The 14,366-nt window shown below is 67.5% G+C and carries 12 protein-coding genes and 3 pseudogenes; 10 read left to right on the plus strand and 5 right to left on the minus strand.

Going from position 1 to position 14,366, the window contains the following annotated elements:
* Positions 1-221: 221 nt before the first annotated feature.
* The 3 genes and pseudogenes from OG709_RS34570 to OG709_RS34580 form a co-directional block, all read left to right on the plus strand.
* Positions 222-1,031, plus strand: a pseudogene (locus OG709_RS34570) (SDR family NAD(P)-dependent oxidoreductase); the annotation flags it as partial.
* Between the two features lie 88 nt (positions 1,032-1,119).
* Positions 1,120-2,330, plus strand: a protein-coding gene (locus OG709_RS34575; RefSeq protein WP_266624355.1) for an IS3 family transposase whose coding sequence is annotated in 2 segments (ribosomal slippage) — positions 1,120-1,411 and positions 1,411-2,330 — 1,212 coding nt in all. Because the reading frame shifts where the segments join, the coding sequence is not laid out codon by codon here.
* Between the two features lie 156 nt (positions 2,331-2,486).
* Entirely contained in the window at positions 2,487-3,173 is a 687-nt protein-coding gene (locus OG709_RS34580) for a transposase family protein (protein WP_329168955.1), read from the plus strand.
* A 9-nt stretch (positions 3,174-3,182) separates the two neighbouring features.
* Here the strand turns inward: OG709_RS34580 and OG709_RS34585 are convergent, their stop codons facing one another.
* The 3 genes and pseudogenes from OG709_RS34585 to OG709_RS34595 form a co-directional block, all read right to left on the minus strand.
* The gene (locus OG709_RS34585) at positions 3,183-3,401 is read right to left on the minus strand and encodes a hypothetical protein (RefSeq protein WP_250301419.1); all 219 of its coding nucleotides are present in this window, start codon (positions 3,399-3,401) and stop codon (positions 3,183-3,185) included.
* A gap of 360 nt (positions 3,402-3,761) precedes the next feature.
* Positions 3,762-4,334 (minus strand): GNAT family N-acetyltransferase, encoded by a 573-nt coding sequence (locus tag OG709_RS34590; RefSeq protein ID WP_329169269.1) that lies wholly within the window; start codon positions 4,332-4,334, stop codon positions 3,762-3,764.
* Positions 4,335-4,787: 453 nt separating this feature from the next.
* A pseudogene (locus OG709_RS34595) lies at positions 4,788-5,312 on the minus strand (transposase); the annotation flags it as partial.
* A 284-nt stretch (positions 5,313-5,596) separates the two neighbouring features.
* Here OG709_RS34595 and OG709_RS34600 point away from each other — a divergent pair.
* The 4 genes from OG709_RS34600 to OG709_RS34615 all read left to right on the plus strand — a co-directional run bounded on the left by OG709_RS34600 (position 5,597) and on the right by OG709_RS34615 (position 9,105).
* Positions 5,597-6,073 carry a nuclear transport factor 2 family protein gene (locus tag OG709_RS34600; RefSeq protein ID WP_250301417.1) on the plus strand — a complete coding sequence of 159 codons (477 nt, stop codon included), beginning with the start codon at positions 5,597-5,599 and terminating at the stop codon, positions 6,071-6,073.
* Positions 6,074-6,120: 47 nt separating this feature from the next.
* On the plus strand, positions 6,121-6,480 hold the full coding sequence (locus tag OG709_RS34605; RefSeq protein ID WP_326693445.1) for a hypothetical protein: 360 nt from the start codon (positions 6,121-6,123) through the stop codon (positions 6,478-6,480).
* A gap of 128 nt (positions 6,481-6,608) precedes the next feature.
* The gene (locus tag OG709_RS34610) at positions 6,609-8,096 is read left to right on the plus strand and encodes an MFS transporter (RefSeq protein WP_329168960.1); all 1,488 of its coding nucleotides are present in this window, start codon (positions 6,609-6,611) and stop codon (positions 8,094-8,096) included.
* Between the two features lie 226 nt (positions 8,097-8,322).
* Positions 8,323-9,105 (plus strand): isoprenyl transferase, encoded by a 783-nt coding sequence (locus OG709_RS34615; protein ID WP_250301413.1) that lies wholly within the window; start codon positions 8,323-8,325, stop codon positions 9,103-9,105.
* An 11-nt stretch (positions 9,106-9,116) separates the two neighbouring features.
* Here the strand turns inward: OG709_RS34615 and OG709_RS34620 are convergent.
* A pseudogene (locus OG709_RS34620) lies at positions 9,117-9,227 on the minus strand (winged helix-turn-helix domain-containing protein); the annotation flags it as partial.
* 14 nt (positions 9,228-9,241) lie between these two features.
* On the opposite strand from OG709_RS34620, the gene OG709_RS34625 reads away from it, so the two are divergent.
* A complete protein-coding gene (locus OG709_RS34625) occupies positions 9,242-9,385 on the plus strand; it encodes a hypothetical protein (protein WP_266645295.1) in 144 nt (47 codons plus the stop codon).
* Positions 9,386-9,543: 158 nt separating this feature from the next.
* Here OG709_RS34625 and OG709_RS34630 read toward each other — a convergent pair whose 3' ends face one another.
* On the minus strand, positions 9,544-12,807 hold the full coding sequence (locus tag OG709_RS34630) for a BTAD domain-containing putative transcriptional regulator (RefSeq protein WP_329168962.1): 3,264 nt from the start codon (positions 12,805-12,807) through the stop codon (positions 9,544-9,546).
* A 395-nt stretch (positions 12,808-13,202) separates the two neighbouring features.
* Between OG709_RS34630 and OG709_RS34635 the strand changes: the two genes are divergently transcribed.
* A complete protein-coding gene (locus OG709_RS34635; protein ID WP_329168964.1) occupies positions 13,203-14,078 on the plus strand; it encodes an ACP S-malonyltransferase in 876 nt (291 codons plus the stop codon).
* A 3-nt stretch (positions 14,079-14,081) separates the two neighbouring features.
* Positions 14,082-14,357 (plus strand): acyl carrier protein, encoded by a 276-nt coding sequence (locus OG709_RS34640; protein WP_250301410.1) that lies wholly within the window; start codon positions 14,082-14,084, stop codon positions 14,355-14,357.
* Positions 14,358-14,366: the final 9 nt, after the last annotated feature.

A 14,366-nucleotide genomic window follows, 5' to 3' on the forward strand; every position in this document is an offset into this window, starting at 1 on the left:
CTCTGGACTCCCAGCAGCGCGCTAACGACCTTGGGTGAAATTGGGGCTGGGGTGTGCCGGGCGAGCACGAGTTCGGTGCTGTGACGTTGGCGGGTGGTCCGGCGGGCAGTTCGGCAGGGTGCCTGTCGCGAACGACGTTGGGGAATCCCCGGCTGGTGGTGGCAACACCAGGATCAGCACACACTCCCGAGCGCTGCACCAGACATGCCAGGATCGCGACCATGAACAGGCACACCACCTTGATCACTGGTGCGACCCAAGGGCTGGGCCGCGGTATCGCACTCGGCCTTGCCGCACGCGGCGGCACCGTCCTACTCCACGGCCGCGACAGCACCCGCCTCGATGCAGTTGCAGCTGAGGTCCGCGCCACCGCGCCTGCCGCCGCAGTCCGCACCTACCTCGCGGATCTGGCCGACCTCGATCAGGTGCACGCGATGGCCGCCCAAGTACGTGCGGCGGAGCCCCGGCTCGACGCGCTGGTCAACAACGCGGTTGCCGGTGGCGGCTCTGAGCCCCTGCGGCGGGAGTTGAGCAGGCAGGGGTACGAGCTGCGGTTCGCAGTGAATCACCTCGCCCCGCACGCCCTCACCCGCGATCTGCTGCCGCTGCTCACCGCATCCGCGCCCGCCCGCGTGGTGAATGTGGCCTCGATCGGGCAGGACGCCATCGACTTCGACGACGTCATGCTGGAGCAGGACTACGAGGGACTGCGCGCCTACTGCAGGAGCAAGCTCGCGCTGATCATGGCGAGTTTCGAGCTGGCCGCCGAACTCGACGGCACCGGCGTCACCGTGAACACCCTCCACCCGGCCCATCTGATGGATACCGACGGCGTACGCGAATACGGCCTCACCCCGGCGACAAGCATCGACGAGGGTGTACGGCCGACCGTACGGTTGATCACCGACCCGGAACTGGAATCCACTACCGGCCGCTACTTCGACCAGTTCACGGACGCTCGCGCGCACCAGCAGGCGTACGACATCGAGGCCCGCCAGCGCCTCATGGAGCTGACCCGCAGTCTGACCGGATCACCCGAACTGGGGTCATGGGCCTTGACCCTGGGTTTTGGACACCGGAGACACTTGGATCTTGATGGTCCAGGAGAACGGAGTCCCCGTGGGGATGAAGCATTACCCCGCCGAGTTCAAAGCGGATGCGGTCGCGTTGTACCGATCGAGGCCGGGAGCGACGATCAAGTCCGTCGCCGGTGATCTCGGGGTGAACACCGAGACGCTGCGGAACTGGATCCGGGCCGCCGACGGGCGCCGGCCCGGCGCCCACTCCGCACCGCCGGCCGCTTCGCAGACCGGCGGCGACGCTGTTCAGGCGGAGCTGGCCGCCGCTCGCAAGAGGATCCGTGAGCTCGAGGAAGAACGGGACATTCTCCGCAAGGCGGCCCGGTATTTCGCGACGGAGACGCGCTGGTGAACCGCTACCAGTTCGTTGACGATCACCAGCGCCGACACGGCGTGAAGCGGCTCTGCGACATCCTCGGCCTGGCCCGCTCGAGCTTCTACTATTGGCGCCGCACCGCATCCGCGAGAGCGGCCCGCCAGACCGTCGAAGCCGGGATCGCGGCCCGGATACGCAAGGTCCACCAAGACTCCGACGGCACCTACGGAGCCCCCAGGATCACCGCAGAACTCCGCGACGAGGGCGGCCCGGTGGTCAACCACAAGCGCGTCGCGAGGATCATGCGGTCCATCGGGCTCGAGGGAGTCCGTCTGCGCCGCCGGCACCGCACCACCGTCGCGGACCAGACCGCAGCGAAGGCGCCAGACCTGATCGGCCGTGACTTCACCGCGGCCGCAGTCAACAGAAAGTACGTCGGCGACATCACATACCTGCCGGTCAGCGGCGCGAAGCCGCTCTACCTCGCGACCGTCATCGACCTCGCCTCACGTCGGCTCGCCGGGTGGGCGATCGCTGACCACATGCGGACAGAACTCGTCATCGACGCCCTCACGGCCGCCGAGCGGACCCGCGGAAACTTGACCGGAGTGATCATGCACACCGACCACGGATCTCAATATTCGAGCAGGGCCTTCGCGGAACTCTGCAGGTCAGCTGGGGTCCGGCAGAGCATGGGCGCGATCGGGTCCAGCGCCGACAACGCTGCCGCGGAAAGCTTCAACGCCGCCTTCAAGAGGGAGACGCTCAAAGGCCGCAAAGCCTGGTCGAGCGAGCGTGAGGCCAGGCTCGACGCCTTCCGCTGGCTGACCCGCTACAACACCCGGCGCCGGCATTCCCGCCTCGGTCAGCGGTCTCCGATTGCCTACGAGAACGCCGTCCAAGCAGCAGCAACTACCCTGACCCAAGCCGCATAGACGTGTTCAACATCCGGGGTCAAGGCCCCATGATCTTGCGAAGTGGGTTCTGTGACCGATGGCCACGAGCCGTGACATGGCGGTGGCCACGCTGGTTTTCAGGGTGTGAATCACGAGGTACTCCGCACGGCCATGTCCCATCCTGCCCTTACTGGTGTGCGGCGCCAACACTTCGCCGAGTTGCTCGAAGAACTTGCGCCACGCAGGGAGTTGGCGCGCGAGTCCGCACTGGAGGCCCTGCGGGGCGGTCCGCGCAAGCGGGCTGAGGGTGCCGGGCGCAAGCCGAAGCTGGTCTTCATCGACCGGTTGCTGGTCACCTTGGTCCATCTGCGGCTCGGTCTGCCGCACCAGGCGCTGGCCGTCCTGTACCGCGTCGACCGCTCCACCGTCTCCAGTGCCGTCCGCCAGGTCAGGGCCATGCTCGCGGACCGCGGGTTCGCCGTCCCCGACCGGCCGGGAGTACGCATCCGCACCCTGGAAGACCTGTTCGCCTACGCCTACGCCTACGCCGAGGCCGAGGACGTCACGGTGTGCATCGAAGGCACCGAAGTCCAGGTCCGCCGACCGCAAGCGGGACGCCCGGGCCGCAAGCCATTCGTCTCCGGCAAGAAGAGGCAGAACACCATGAAGTCCACCACGCTCAGCGACCACCAGGGCCGTGTGCTGTTCTCCGGGGCCCTCCGCCCGGGCCGGATACACGACCAGACGTGCGTGCGCAGCGAAGGCATCGCCGAGCAGTTCCATCAGCACCCGACGGTGAAAGCCGAGGTGGACGAGGGATACCGGGGTCTGACCAATGAGTTCCCCGGCCAAGTAACAACGGCTAACACATTGACGCGCTGAGGTCCGTCCCTAGAGGTATCCCGGCTTGCCGCTGTCGACGAACTGGGTCAGGACATGCTCCAGCAGCTCCAGAAACTGCCGCAGGTCATCGACCACGCGGTCGAGCTCAGGCTCGTCCAGCGATGCTGTTCGCGTCCGGTAGATCGCCCCACCAGGGACGACGACGTACGACTGGCCTCCTCCGTTCGAGCCGATGACCAGGCCGCGGGCCTTCTGGCCCGCGCCCATCGACAGCGCCGTACTCCTCCAGCTGCAGAAGGACCTCCTCTGCCGGGGCAACGAAGTAGCCGTTGCCGACGTCCGCCCAGGTGACATCACCGATGCTGTCGTAGAAGGTGACCGGGTCGGCAGGAGCGAGACTCACTTGGGCAAGCAGGCGAACCGCGGCCTGATCGTCGTGACCGGTCGGCCGGACCTCGTTGGCGCCCGGAGGATAGCCGTGCGGTTGCTCGAAGTCTTCGGTGATTGCCTTCAGGGCCTCTGAGGGGGCGAGATGGGAGCCTTTTCCCGGTTCGTGGTTGAGTTTGGATGAGGCGCAGTGATCAGTGGTTCGGGGCGTGGTCGGTACCAGGTACCGGGCAAGGGGACTCAGCGGGCGGGAGCCGACTCGGACGACGGCCGCCACTCCCGCCTGATCAGCCCGTAGACCCACGAATCAGAGACCTCGCCGTTGACAACGCAGTCTTCCCGCAACGTCCCCTCACGCACGAAGCCGAGCTTCTCCAGCACGCGGGCAGAAGCCACGTTGCGCGTATCGGCCTCAGCCTGGACGCGATTCAGGTCCAGCGTGTCGAATGCCCACCGCAGCAAAGCGTGCGTGGCCTCGGTCGCATAACCGTTGCCCCACGCTGCATCGTCGAAGCAGTAGCCCAGCGACGCACTGCGGAAGTCCGGATTCCACCTGTTCAGGGTGCACCAGCCGATGAACGCCCCGTCGGAGACACGATCCACGGCCAGCCGCGCCCCGGTGCCTTCCTTTTCCATCTCTCGGCAACGGGTGATGAATTTCTCGGCGCGCGCGCGTTCGGTCCACGGTGGATCGTCCCAGTAGCGCAACACGTAGGCGTTGCTCTGCAGCGCGAACAGGTCGTTCGCGTCCGCGTCTTCGAAGGCACGCAGTCGCAGGCGAGCAGTGTGCAACGAGGGGGCGGGCAGCGACATAATCATGTTCCATCCCGTGATCGGTGGCCGATCAATCAGACATCCGATGCGGCTCACTCGCAACGGGCTTCCTCGGCGGGCTGGCAGAACGATGAGGGGGCCGGTGGTGGGTTTGCCGGGCGGTTACGGTCGCGGGCTGGTAAACAGTCCCGGCCCGGTCGCATCGAGGATTCTGCCCCCGGTCAGGCGCTTCAGTTTGATGCGGACGTTGTTGATGTTGTTCGGCACGAGATTCAGGTCCATCGCCTCGCACATGTTCCTCGCCCGTAGCGGAGCGTCGGCTTCGGCGAAACGGCCATGATCTGCTGGTAGGCGGGGCCGTCCGGCAGGGCCGGAGTCGGTGTGGCCGGTGCCAAGGGCGTTTCGTCGGGCAGTTCCAGGAGCGTCTTGCGGGTGATAGTGATGTGCTCGACGGCCTGGGCGAGTCCGTCCAGCAGCGCGGTCAGAGGTCCCCGCGGCGACCTTGTCCAGCAACGCGGTACCGAAGGCGTTGTCGTGCACGGAAGCGGCCAGCGCCACCACGGCGACCACCAGGCCCAGCACGTCAACGGCCAGCCCCCGCTTGCGACCCGGCACCTTCTTGGCCGCGTCCCGCCCGGTCGTGGGCGCGGGTACCCCCGCGGCGGCATGCAGACTCTGGGTGTCGAGCACCACCATGCTCGGGTCGGCTAATCGTCCCCGGCTCTCACGTACCTGCCAGCGCAGCAGGTCATGGATGACCTCGTCGGTGCCGTCGTCGCGCCATTTGCAGAAGTAGTACGTCACCGCGCCGGGCGGTGGCAGGTCGCGGGGCAGGTAGTCCCATTGGTAGCCGGTCCGGACTGGGTACAGGAGCGCGTTGACGATTTCTCACATCTCGTAGCTGCCCTGACGGCCGCTGACGGACGGGTGCTTCGCCCTCCATGCAGTGGTCACCGGCTCGATCAGCACCCAGCGTTCCTCGGATAGGTCGCTCTTGCAGGGCTTGCGGTCGCTCACCCCGCCACTCCAGCACGGCCGAGTCCGTCGACCGGCTGAGAGTTCCCACAATCACACGGCGAAACCGAACCGGACATCAGGCCACGTACCGCCCTCTCATATCTCCGGCACCGGGCCGCCGCCTGATGCGGGTCACGGCGGAGCAGGCGTGTCGAGGTGCTGGCGGAGCCTCATCAGGACCGGAGCTGTCCTGATCCCGTCGTAACGTCGATTGACGAGGAAGATGCCGGTTCCGGTCCGGGCTTCCCCGTGCCCCCACTCACCTCAGGAATCGAGGGATCGTCATGACCGCCAAGGATCTGGACGACTTCAAAGCGCTGGATCCGTTCTTCCGCGTTGTCGGGGAAGGGCTCGACGGATTGGTCGACGGGGACCACTTCTTCGACTGGTTCACCGAGGACGCCGTCACCGAGTACGTGGTCACCGTGCCCGGCTACCCGAGGAGGATCGACGGCCGGGACGCCCTGGCCGAGCTGTACCGCGGGTACGGGGACACCATGGTCGCGGAGAGCGCCGACGGGCTCGCCGTCCATCATGACCGCGAGACCTCCGTCGTCGTCCTCGAATACGTGGTGCACGGTCGCGCTGTCGGCACGGGCCGGGCGTACGACAACCACTTCGTTTCCGTGATCACCATCCGGGACCGCAGGATCACGCACTGGCGGGACTACCTCGACCCGCTGGCCGTCCTCGACGCCCTCGGAATCGCCTTCCCCGCGCGTCCCCGTTCTACGGAAGAACCAAGTGCCCTTCATTTCTGAGTAGTTGTACTCAAGCTGGGGAGAGGGCGCCGCAGGACGATGCGCTCATGCTCTCTTGGGTCCTGGACATCTTCGTGGCGGCCTGGATCACGATGCTCGATGTGCTGCTCCTTGCCGGGTACTGGTTCGCGGAGAGCCTCAAACAGTGGGCCGCGGAGCAGCGCACCGCCGCTCCAACGGCCCGCTTCTGCCTGGTCCTGGCTGTCGCGACTGCCGGTTTCGGCGCAATCGGTGTCGGGTTCTACTGGGCGGATCTGCTGGTGACCGCGACCACCCAGATGGTGATGGCCGCGGCAGTCCTGCTCGTTCTGCTGCTGGGACTCGGCACCGAATGTGCCCGTTGGGCCGCCCGGTGCGCCGAGCGGCACCGTCTTCGGCGTGAGCGCCGCCGGTCGCCGGGTTCGTGAGGCACGGACGACGCGAACTCCTCGTCCGACTGACGATCATTTCCGTTGACCCTGCCCGGCGTGAGGATGTTAGCTGACCCTCGACTCAAACAAACGATTGTTTGGTGCGTTCGAGAGGAACCGTCCGCATGGTGAAGAATGGCGCCGCACGTCCTCCAGTAACCGGTGGTGGCTGGACGCCCCGCCTCGTTCTCTCCTTCGCCTCGATCGTCGGCGTCCAGGAGCTCATAGCCGCCAACTACCAGATGACGTCGACGGCGCGGTCAGAGATCAGCGCGCACTACGCGACCCACCAGAGCGCTTGGCTGCTCACCGCGTTCCTCCTGGTCGGCGCGGTGGTCAGTCCGATCGCCGGGAAGCTCGCCGACACGTACGGCAAGCGCCTGGTGCTGGTGCTCGCCGTCGCCGGAGCCACACTCGGGGCGTTGCTGACGGCGCTGGCGCCGAACTTCGGGGTCGTCATCGCCGGCCGGGCGCTGCAGGGGCTGCTCGTGCCCTGCACCTTCCTCGGGTACTCCCTGATGCGTGACGTGTATCCGTCCAGGATCCTGCCGATGGCGGTCTCACTCATGACGGCGGGGATGGGCCTCATCAACATCCCCGCGCCCTGGATCACCGGCTGGCTGATGGGCAACTGGGGTTTCCGCGGCGTGTTCTGGTTCTTCGCCCTCGTGCCCGCCGTGCTGCTCGCGCCGCTGGCGCTGACCACGGACGAGAGTCCCGTACGCAACCGCTCCCGGCTGGATCTCCTCGGTGCGTTGCAGCTCGGCGCGGGCCTGGCGTGTCTGCTGATCGGCGTCAGCTTCGGCCCCGAATGGGGATGGGGTGCGGCACCGACAGTCTGGGTCCTGGTGGGTGGAGCGGTGCTGATCGGTGTGTGGATCGTCTCCGCCCTCCGCAGCCGGAACCCGCTCATCGATATCCGATTCTTCAAGCGTCGGCCGATGGTCCTCACCGCGCTCACCGCCGGTCTGGCGTCGGCGAACACCGGTGTGTTCAATGCTTTGCTGCCGACGATGTGCATGTCGCCGCTCGCCCTCGGCCTGGGGTACGGCTTCGGTGTCGATGCCAAGGGGTACGCCCTGTTCCAGGTGCCGGTCGCGGCCGGAGCCGTGGTCGGCGGGTATCTCGTGGGGCGGGCCATGCGCAGGACCGCTCCGCGCAACCTGATGATCACCGGTCATGCCCTGCTGGTCGTGGGCACCGCGCTCACCGCTCTCCGGCACGACGCCCAGGGGCCCTTGATGGTGTGGGCACTGATCGAGGGGCTCGGCCTCGGAGTCTCGTACGCCGCCGCACCGAACCTCGTCATCGATGCGGTGCCCTCCGAGCTCCAGGCGTCGATGTCGAGCATGGTCCAGGTGTTCCAGAGCACCCTGGCCGCCCTTCTGCCGGCTGTCGCCTTCGCCGTACTGAACGGGCATATCGCGGCCGTGGAGGGGGGTTACGACTTCTACAGCGACGGGGGCATGCGGATCGCCTTCCTCATCGCCTGCGGAGCCTCGGTGATTGCGCTCTTCCTCGCTCTCGCGCTGCCGAAGCCGGGAGCTGGGGCGAGGGATTCGCGGCAGAACGTGCGGGCGGGTGCGAACACGCGGACCGAGGCACTTTCCTGACGATTCGCCAGTTCTGAGTGCTCCCGGGCCCGGAACGTCCGGCACTTCCCCGAGTCGTCGGCTTCTTCCCCGAACTGATGTATCTCCCTGCGGAACAGGCCCACCGCAGCGCTTTCTCCTGGCCAAGTATCTCGTGTGGCAGTGCTGTTCAGGATGCTCGCGGACCTCACCGAAGAGCCCCTGGTAAGGTCCGCGGAGCGTAACCACAACGCGATGGAGATCGTTCATGAGGCTGCTCCCGCTATTTCTCCGACGGCCGATAGAGGCGGTGTACGAGCGCCGACTGGCCGCCACTCTGGCTGGGCTGCCACGCCCGCAGCACGTCGGAATCATGCTCGACGGCAATCGGCGCTGGGCTCGGAAGGCGGGCCACGCGGACGTGCGGGAGGGGTACCGGGCGGGCGGCGCCAAGACGACCGAGTTCCTGGGGTGGTGCACTGCCGACGGAATCGAGCACGTGACCCTCTTCATGCTTTCCGACGACAACCTCGGGCGCCCTGCCGAACAACTCGGCCCGCTGTTGGAGATCATCGAAGAGACCGTCCGGGACATCACGGCCGCAGGTCGTCCCTGGGAGGTCCAGGTGATCGGCTCGCTCGACATGCTTCCTGGTGAAAGTGCCCGAGTACTCAAGGAGGCCACCGCCGCGACTGTGGGGCGCGGCGGACTCAAGGTGGATGTCGCGGTCGGTTACGGCGGCCGACGGGAGATCGTCGATGCGGTGAAGAGCGCCTTCGAGGAACACATCGCTGCCGGTGGGGACCCTGCCGAGCTGGTCGAACGGTTCGAGATCGAGGACATCTCCAGGCATCTGTACTCGCCAACGGCCGACCACACCGACTTCATCATCCGAACCTCCGGGGAACAGCGGCTGTCCGGTTTCCTGCTCTGGCAGTCCGCGTACGCCGAGATGCACTGGGTGGACTGCTTCTGGCCGGCGTTCCGCCATGTGGACTTCCTGCGCGCACTTCGCTCGTACGCGAACCGTGAACGGCGATTCGGCAAGTGACCGTTAGCCGCTCAGCCGGGTGGGGCAGCCGGGTCGATGATCCGATACCCCACGCCGGGTGTGGTGGCGATGACCGGAGGGTCGCCAAGTTTGCGGCGCAGACGGCTGATGGTCACCGTGACCGTGTATCGCGCCCATGACCGCCGGACTCGCGGTCCAGGCCACCGTAGATCTGCCCGGTATGCCCATCGGCCCGTGGGACGGCCTGGGCGTGCTCGCCGCGTGGGCCACGGCCGCGCTGCTGGCCGGCGGCCTGCTGCTGCAGAGGCGCGACGCGTAGCCGGCGCTCGGGCCTCCGTGGGGACGCGCGTACTCGATCCGGCCGGCGGGGTGGCCGACTGGCCGGGCCGCAGCGGGCGGCTGCCTCTCCGAGTGGTGCAGCGGGCCCGCGGCCGGGCTCCTCTTCGAGCCGGACCGGGCAGTGGCGCGGAGCACCGCTCAGTCCGGCAGTACCGGTTCTGCCGGCTCCGGGCCCAGAAGCTCGTGCAGCAGGTGCGTGGCAGGCAGCGCGGAGTTGAGGTACACGTACTCGCGCCGGTGCTCGACCACCGCGACCATGGTGCGCAGGGTGTCCACGGCGTCCTCCCGCTGTCCGGCGTGGTGCTGGGCCTGGGCCAGCAGCCCCAGATGCAGCGGAAGACGTATGTTCGTTCTGGACCGCCGCAGTTCGGCCAGCGAGTTGCGCATGTCGGAGATCCCCTCCAGGTGGCCGGTGTACGTGAGGGCCCAGCCCAGCGGCAGATGGAGCATCGCCTTCCAGTAGTACAGCCCGTGCTCGGCGGCCAGCCCGACGCCCTCGGTCCCGGACGTCAGCGCTGTCTCCACGTCGCCTTCCCAAGCGGCCACGACCGCGTCGACGTAGAGAGCCTGCGCCCGGTCCCACGGCCTGCTGTCGTACCTCGTCAGCCGCAGCAGGCGCCGGCGCTGTTCCGCCGCCGCCGCGCGGTCGTTCAGCAACCAGCGGGCGAAGACGCAGTAGCAGCGGAAGTAGACACGTGGGTCGGACCGGTAGATCGCGTCCGGTAATCGGCCCTCACAGGCGAGGCGCTCCGCCAGTTCCGCGCCGCGTTCCAGTTCTTCGAGCGCATCGGGCAGGTGCCCGTGGACGAACAGCGTCATACCCTCGCCGTACGCCGCGCCGAGCCGGGCCGTCGGGCCGTCGGTACGCTCCGCGATGTTCCTCAGCAGGCCGGACAGCTGCCGTGACTCGTCGTAACAGCCGCGGACGAGAAGCGACATGGCCAGCATCGACAGGACCGCCGGGTCGTCCGGCGTATGAGGCGTCGTACGCGGGGCGTGTCCCCGGGCGATCTCCTCCTCTGCCTCCACGTCACCGAATCCGCGTACCTGGCCCAGCACATGGCCCAGCTCCAGGTGGAGCCGCTGCTCCAGATCGCGGGCGGTCGTGCCGTCGGGCAGTGAACCGGCCGTGCCGACCGCGCGGCGCAGCCACATCTCGCGGTCCTCGGAGGCCAGGCGCAGTTCCGCGTTCTCGGCCGCGCGCAGAAGCCAGGGCAGCACCCGCTCCGCGGGCATGACGTCCCTGGCGAGCCAGGCGTGGTGAGCGACACGATCGATGTCCTCCGGATCGCTGCCGACCTGGCCGTGCGGGGACAGGGCATCGGCGTACCGGGCGTGCAGTCGTTGGCGCTCCTCGTCCTTCAGCTCGCCGATGAGTACCTCCTGAGCCTGCAGAGGGACGAGGCGGAGCCGTCCGGCGCGCTGCCGGTCAGGGGCGAGCAGGCCGTACCGGATGGCCGACTCCACGATGGCGATGGCCGAATTGCAGCCGGTAGCACGGCAGACCGTATCCAGGTCGATATCGGGTGCGACGACCGCGCACAGCCGGAGGAGCCGCAGGAGCGGTTCCGGCAGCATGGCGAACTCCTGGCGCAGTACCTTGCGCGTGCACGTCACTATCAGGGTGAGGATTTCGTCCGTGGCGCCGGGCTCGCGCAGGTCCCTGGCGTCGCAGAGAAGGGAGAGCATCTGCAGGACGAAGTACGGACTGCCCGTGCTCTGGCGGTGCAGTGCGTCGATGACCCGCTCGTCGACGCCCGGTCCCGCGTGCGCGTCGACCAGCGTGGCGACGTCCGTGCGGGCCAGACCGGCGAGCCGCAGGATCTCTGCGTCCGGGCCCTTGAGTATCTCGGTCATCACCCGGAACCGCGAGGCATCGGGCCAGGCCTCCAGGTCCCAGCCCGTCAGCACGATGCTGAGGGGATGCCCCTGGCGGCGGGCGGCCAGCAGCCGGAGCAGATCCAGGGAGACGGCATCCGCCCAGTGCACGTCCTCCAGCAGCAGCACCAGCGGACGCTGCGCGGCCAGCGCGAGCAGTACTTCGCAGAGCGCGTCGTGCGTGCGGAAGGGGCTCTGCGAGCCGTCGGGGTCCAGGCCGCTCCTGGCACCCGTCCCGGCCTGCGGTCCGGGCAGCAGAGAGGCGAGCAGTGAGCCGAACGGCGCTGCAGCGGCCTCGAAGGCGTCGGGGCGCGCCGCCGAGAGCCGGCGCAGCACCTGGGTCCACAGCCAGTACGGCGGGACTCCCTCACCGGAGAAGCAGCTGCTCCGGATCGTCTCGATGCCCTCGTCGATACTCTGGAGGCGCTGGACGAGCTCCATCATGAGATGGGACTTGCCCAGCCCGGACGAGCCGAACACGCAGGCAAGACGTCCACGACCCGTCGCCGCACCGGCTGTCGCGGCGACCAGGCGCCGCAACTCCCGCTCCCGGCCTGTCAACGGCGGGGGCAGCACGGGTTCGAAGGGCGGGATCCCGGGGGCCATGGACGTGGCCGGTGCCGTACGGCCCGGCTCCTGCGGCTTCCCCACACTGCGCATGGCGGTCTTCCCGGCCACGGGAGACGCCTCTGCCACCCGCTCCGCTCCGCCGGACAGCACGGTCCGGACGGGCCTGGGGAATTCGGTGGCCCTGGTCAGCAAATCGTCACTCAGCACGGTGTGTGACCGCTGCTCACCGAGTTCCTGACGGAGCAGAGCGGTGTGCAGCCGCTGGAGTTCGGCCGTCGTGTCCACGCCGTACTCCTCGACCAGATAGCTGCGGGTCCATTCGTACACCTCCAGCGCCTCGGCCTGACGGCCCGACCGGAACAGCGCGGTCATCAGATGGCCCACCAGGCGCTCCCGGGAGGGGTGTTGACGCACCTCGCGTTCCAGTTCCGTGACCACCTCCGCGGTCCTGCCCAGGACGAGACCGGCCTCAGCGGAGGCCTCCAGTGCGGTGAGCCGGACCTGTTCCAGCCGGGTGCTCTCGTCGGCGAGCGGCTGGTGAGTGACAAACTCCGCATACGGGGAGCCGCGCCACAGTTCGAGCGCCCGGGTGAGCCGGTCGCGGGCGGCAACGGGATCCTGGCGGGCGAGGAAACGGCGTCCTGCGGAGAAGAGTTGCTCGAACTGGTGGACGTCCACCTGCTCCGGAGGCAGATCGAGGACGTACCCGGGGGCCCGGTAACGGAGGACCGCCGACCGGTCGGGGCCGGCCGCGGGCGCCAGTGCCCGGCGCAGGTGGGAGATATGGCTCTGCAGGGTGGCGACGGCCCGTCGGGGCGGTTCTTCCCGCCACAACTCCTCGACGAGCACGGTGGTGGGGACGACCCGGCCCAGCCTGATCAGCAGGAGGGCGAGCAGCGCCCTGCGACGTGGCGGGCCGAGTGGGACGTCGTGCCCTCCGTACTGGGCCGACATGGGCCCCAGGACCTGCAGCGCCGGTCCGGAGTGGACGGCCGACGGTTGAGGCAGTGGTGCGCTCTGAGCCTGACGTGCAGACATCTTCGGCCCCATTCGTTCTCACGCTGGAGACTTCTCCGGCGAATTGATCCTAGAACAATGGGTGTTCTGTCAGGTGATTCGGCTGATGAATGGCCAATAAACGATCACGGAATTGGCAATGCGCTTCTCTTTGTATGCCGATGGAACCGGCAAGCGAACGGCAGCCGACAGGCAAGGATCCGGACAAGAGATCGAGTCGAGTCATCAGTATTCCGGCCAGTGGACCGCAAGGGGGGTGACACAGCATGTGCGGAACCGACATCGCCGCGTGGCGTGGGCCAACCACCGGCGCAGACCATGGAGGCATCACGGTGTTCGCGATTTTCTTCCCTGGGCAAGGAGCGCAGTTCCGGGGGATGGGTGCAGATGTTTTCGGCCGCTATCCGGGCATGACGCGATTCGCCTGCGACCTCCTGGGGTACGACCTCGTATCCCGCTGCCGTGACAATCAGGACGACGTGCTCTCGCGGACGGAGTGCACACAGCCGGCCCTGTTCACCGTCAACGCGTTGTCCACTTTCGAGCGTGAGCGCCGCGAGGGCGCGCTTGCCGACTACTGCCTCGGGCACAGTCTGGGGGAGTACAACGCGCTCCTGGCGGCCGGGGTCTTCGACTTCGAGACAGGTCTGCGGCTCGTCAAGAAGCGCGGCGAACTCATGGCGGCGGCGTCGGGCGGCGGGATGAGCGCGGTCATGAACACCCCCGCTCCGCGCCTGCTGGACGTGTTGCGGGAGGACGGCGTCGAGGGGGTGGACGTGGCGGCCTACAACACCGACGCCCAGGTCGTGATCGCCGGCAGCGACAGCGCACTGCGTGCCGCCCACGCCTCCCTGAAGGCGCGGGGCATCCGCTTCGCCTCGCTGCGGGTCAGCGCCGCCTTCCACTCCCGCCATATGCAGCCTGTCCGCTCCGAATTCGAAAGTTTCCTCCGGGAGTTCACGTTCGCGGAGCCCAGAACGACCGTGATCTCCAATGTGACGGGGCGGCCTTACGAGCGGGGTGCGATACCGGAGATGCTGAGCAGACAGCTCGTGGAGCCGGTGCGATGGGTCGACAGTGTCCGGTACCTCCTTGCCCTCGATCCCGGTCTTGAGTACGAGGAGATAGGTGGCAACTCCCTTCTCCGTATGGTGAACAGCATTGCGAAGGCCGGCGCCCGGAACGCCCTCAGTAAGAGCGGGGTGTGAGACATGGACAGGAAGCAGCACATACAGAGGCTCATCGAGGACCAGTTCCTCGTGGAGTTCGACGGTGAACTGACCGCTGAGACCGATCTTTTCAAGGCGGGGGTGATGGATTCTTTCGGATACATTCAGCTCCTGAGCGCTCTTGAAAGGGATTTCTCGCTTCAGCTGACGGACGAGGAATTCCTGAAGAACATCTTCTCTTCGCTGGAGGCCATCGATGCCTTCGTGGCGAAGAAGCTCGCTGAGCACGACGGCCACCGAGACCGCGACGATCACTGAGCAAGGAGA

This window comes from Streptomyces sp. NBC_01267, from assembly GCF_036241575.1.
In the GTDB taxonomy this organism is placed as follows: Bacteria; Actinomycetota; Actinomycetes; order Streptomycetales; family Streptomycetaceae; genus Streptomyces.